Origin of the sequence: Mycobacterium intermedium (assembly GCF_002086275.1) — a bacterium.
In the GTDB taxonomy this organism is placed as follows: Bacteria; Actinomycetota; Actinomycetes; order Mycobacteriales; family Mycobacteriaceae; genus Mycobacterium; species Mycobacterium intermedium.
Map to the genome: position 1 here is coordinate 1 of NZ_MVHT01000184.1, position 3,418 is coordinate 3,418.

The window sequence follows — 3,418 nt, forward strand, 5'->3', positions numbered from 1 at the left end:
CGAAGGCTGAATCGCACGATGGGGCATCACAACACTCCTCACTCAAAGAGGTGTTGCATCGATGGCTTGAAACCGCAGACGCTCGCGGGTGCATAGGCCACACACTCGACGGGAGCCGCGCCTCGGCGCATACGAGGCGAGCTCGCCGAACGTGGGGCGTATTGCCAACCGCCACGCTCGCGGGTGCACAGGCCACACACTCGGCGAGGCAAGGCGTCGGCGCATACCAGGCAAAGTGTCGCCCCAAAAGCGGACACGAAAAAGCCCGGCCTGCGATGTCGCAGGCCGGGCCCTTCGTAACAGGGACTTAGAAGTCCATACCGCCCATGCCGCCGGTCGGGTCGCCCGCGGGAGCGGCCGCCTTCTCCGGCTTGTCGGCAACAACGGCCTCGGTGGTGAGGAACAGCCCCGCGATGGACGCCGCGTTCTGCAGCGCCGAGCGGGTCACCTTCACCGGGTCGGCAACGCCGGCCGCGAGCAGGTCCTCGTACTCACCGGTGGCCGCGTTCAGGCCCTGACCAGCCGGAAGGTTGCGGACCTTCTCGGCGACAACGCCGGGCTCCAGGCCGGAGTTGAAGGCGATCTGCTTCAGCGGAGCCTCGAGCGCCACGCGCACGATGTTGGCACCGGTCGCCTCGTCACCGGTCAGGTTGAGCTCGTCCAGGGCAGGCGAAGCGTGCAGCAGGGCGACGCCACCACCGGCGACGATGCCCTCCTCGACGGCAGCCTTGGCGTTGCGCACCGCGTCCTCGATACGGTGCTTGCGCTCCTTGAGCTCCACCTCGGTGGCAGCCCCGGCCTTGATCACCGCAACACCGCCGGCCAGCTTGGCCAGGCGCTCCTGCAGCTTCTCGCGGTCGTAGTCAGAGTCGCTGTTCTCGATCTCCTGGCGGATCTGGGCCACCCGGCCAGCGATGGCGTCGGTGTCACCGGCGCCCTCGACGATGGTGGTCTCGTCCTTGGTGACGACGACCTTGCGGGCCTTACCGAGCAGGCTCAGGTCGGCGTTCTCCAGGGTCAGGCCAACCTCTTCGCTGATCACCTGACCACCGGTGAGGATTGCCATGTCCTGCAGCATCGCCTTGCGGCGGTCACCGAAGCCGGGGGCCTTGACCGCCACCGACTTGAAGGTGCCGCGGATCTTGTTGACGACCAGGGTGCTCAGCGCCTCGCCCTCGACGTCCTCGGCGATGATCAGCAGCGGCTTGCCGGCCTGAATGACCTTCTCCAGCAGCGGGAGCAGGTCCTTGACCGTCGAAACCTTGGAGCTGACCAGCAGGATGTACGGGTCTTCCAGGACGGCTTCCTGACGCTCGGCGTCGGTGACGAAGTAGCCCGAGATGTAACCCTTGTCGAACCGCATACCCTCGGTGAGCTCAAGCTGCAGGCCGAAGGTGTTGGACTCCTCGACGGTGATGACACCCTCGTTGCCGACCTTGTCCATCGCCTCGGCGATCAGGTCGCCGATCGACTGGTCCCCCGCGGAAATCGCTGCGGTGGCAGCGATCTGGTCCTTGGTCTCGACCTCCTTGGCCGACTTGAGCAGGGTCTCGGTGACCTTCTCGACTGCCTTCTCGATACCGCGCTTCAGGCTCAGCGGGTTGGCACCGGCAGCGACATTGCGCAGACCCTCGCGCACCAGCGCCTGGGCGAGCACGGTGGCCGTCGTGGTGCCGTCACCGGCGACGTCGTCCGTCTTCTTGGCAACTTCCTTGACCAGCTCGGCGCCGATCTTCTCGTACGGGTCCTCCAGCTCGATCTCCTTGGCGATGGAAACACCATCGTTGGTGATCGTGGGGGCGCCCCACTTCTTCTCCAGTACGACGTTGCGACCCTTGGGCCCCAGCGTCACCTTTACCGCGTCGGCGAGGCTGTTCAAGCCCCGCTCGAGGCCGCGACGGGCCTCTTCGTCGTACGCAATTGTCTTGGCCATTGCGAAGTGATTCCTCCGGATTGGGGATGACACGTTCTGGCCGGGCAGTGCCCGCGACGGACGGCTGGGGTTGTCTTCCGCTGACGCGGGCCCTGGCCTCACCGTCCCGACCTAGCACTCACCGGTCGCGAGTGCCAACGTCATTATTAGCACTCGCCTATGACGAGTGCAAGAAACGGGTCCCGGCCACGAGGCTGAATTCCGGCAGACTCTAAGGCATGTCGCTGTACGTGCGGCCCTCCCCCGATCCGCGCTACACAAAGGACACACCTGAGGCGAGCGCCTGAATCAAGCGGGCGGACGAGGCACCGGATTACGAATTCGCCGGGGTCCAGTACCGCTAGCTGGCGAATCAACAAGCTACCGACGGCGATTACGGGCTATACCGCTTCGATATCGTTCCCGCTGGTGGCGGACCCGGACCGCACTTTCACCGCGCCGTGTCCGAGGCGTTCTTCGTGCTGTCGGGGACGGTCAATGTCTACGACTGCAAGGAATGGACCGACGCCCATCAGGGCGACTTCCTCTACGTTCCCCCCGGCGGCATCCACGGTTTCCGCAACCAGCCCGACGAAGCCGCCTCGATGCTGATGTTGTTCGCTCCTGGCGCACCCCGGAAGGCCTATTTCGAAGGCTTCGCCGCGCTGGCCGACCTGACCGACGACGAACGCACGGAATGGTTCCCCCGTCGTGACAACTTCTTCGTCGAGGTCGAGTCGGACTACCAATTCAGCTGAACGAGCGGCAAGCAAGCGCCGCCGCAGACCCATGCCGCGGTAGGCGGCTACGGCGTCAAACCGGCCAACCCGTCCGCGCCGAGCAGTGTCCCGCCAATGCCGCCGGTCCCGGCGTCGCCATCGGTCGCGCCCCTGCCACCGTTACCGCCGTTACCGCCGTTGCCGATCAGCACCGCGCTGCCGCCAACACCGCCGGCGCCGCCGGTGCCGGCCCCCGCCTCGCTAGCGCCGCCGCTTCCACCGTTACCGCCGTTACCGATCGCCCCTGATTTGCCACCGTCCCCACCTGCTCCGCCAACGCCGTCGCCCGTAGCACCCGCGTTACCGCCCGATCCGCCAGCCCCGCCAGACCCGATGAGCGTGCCGGCATTCCCGCCGGCCCCTCCAGCTCCGCCGCTCTTGCCGCCGAACCCACCGGCGCCGCCCGCACCGCCGGAGCCGAACCACATCCCGGCACTGCCGCCCGCCCCACCGTTTCCTCCCGTGGAGAGGAACGTGCTGACGCCATCGCCGCCGAACCCGCCGCTGCCGCCAGGAGCAAGGGCGAACAGGCCGGCCGCGCCGCCCGCGCCCCCGTTTCCACCGGTCGTGCCAGCGGCGGCCACCCCGCCGGTGCCGCCATCGCCACCAGCGCCGAACAGCCCACCGGCCCCGCCGCTGCCGCCGTTGCCGCCACCGGAGCTAGATCCCCCGAGTCCGCCGGAATTCAGCCTCGTGGCCGGGACCCGTTTCTTGCACTCGTCATAGG

The 3,418-nt window shown here is 67.3% G+C and carries 1 protein-coding gene and 2 pseudogenes; 1 reads left to right on the forward strand and 2 read right to left on the reverse strand.

The annotated features are described in order from the left end of the window. Positions 1-307: 307 nt before the first annotated feature. Entirely contained in the window at positions 308-1,933 is a 1,626-nt protein-coding gene (gene groL / locus BST27_RS29835; RefSeq protein ID WP_069421972.1) for a chaperonin GroEL, read from the reverse strand. 218 nt (positions 1,934-2,151) lie between these two features. Here groL and BST27_RS29840 point away from each other — a divergent pair. Next, positions 2,152-2,670: pseudogene (locus BST27_RS29840) on the forward strand (cupin domain-containing protein). A 68-nt stretch (positions 2,671-2,738) separates the two neighbouring features. Here the strand turns inward: BST27_RS29840 and BST27_RS32850 are convergent. After that, positions 2,739-3,418, reverse strand: a pseudogene (locus tag BST27_RS32850) (PE family protein); the annotation flags it as partial.

Bases quoted from the DNA above. Each gene is read 5' to 3' on its own strand.
- groL (WP_069421972.1), bottom strand. From the start codon at position 1,933: ATGGCCAAGACAATTGCGTACGACGAAGAGGCCCGTCGCGGCCTCGAG.